1 protein-coding gene is annotated in these 543 nt (G+C 48.4%); it reads right to left on the bottom strand.

Translation table 11 applies throughout. The features are described from left to right. Positions 1 to 206 precede the first annotated feature (206 nt). Positions 207 to 543: hypothetical protein (locus N1032_RS27380; RefSeq protein WP_259543863.1), on the bottom strand; the 337-nt coding region annotated here is incomplete at its 5' end.

Below are 543 nucleotides of genomic sequence, written 5' to 3'. Positions count from 1 at the left end.
TTGGCCTCCGACTTGTGCGCCGCGTGCGATACGTTCAACGTTAAACATTGTTGCGGTGAATAAAGTAGCCATTTCGTAATTCCTTAGAAGAGTAAGTTTCGTTTCGATAAGGGAATTATACGCGAAAGAAGATTACATGCAAGCAATAGATTTCATGTAATCTTAATTATTTTTGCTTACTAGAAATCTAGTAAGTAAGCGCCAACTTAGCGCAGGGCGTTTTGATCGATTTCATGCCCTGCCATATACGCCGATTTCAGCCCTTCAATGATCGAACGGCTTGCCGGAGATTGCTGCGCGGCGATCTCACTATCGAAGGAGATCAGGCGCGTCTGATAATCGGCGGGGCTGATATTTTCGGTAGCGCCAGCATTGCAAACAAGTTCCAGCTCATTGCGGAACTGTTCCGGATCGGGAGCCTGGGAGGTAGCAACGATGCCAGCGGCAACGGGCTTACAGCTATCGTTAATATCGGCAGCTGCGGCGGAGCTGGCCACACTGGCCAGAAGCATCGCGATTAAAAGCTTTTTCATGGTTGGGTTT

Origin of the sequence: Herbiconiux daphne, from assembly GCF_024979295.1 — a bacterium.
In the GTDB taxonomy this organism is placed as follows: domain Bacteria; phylum Actinomycetota; class Actinomycetes; order Actinomycetales; family Microbacteriaceae; genus Herbiconiux; species Herbiconiux daphnes.
Note: the sequence above shows the minus strand (reverse complement) of the source record. Positions and strands in the feature narration are given on the sequence as shown.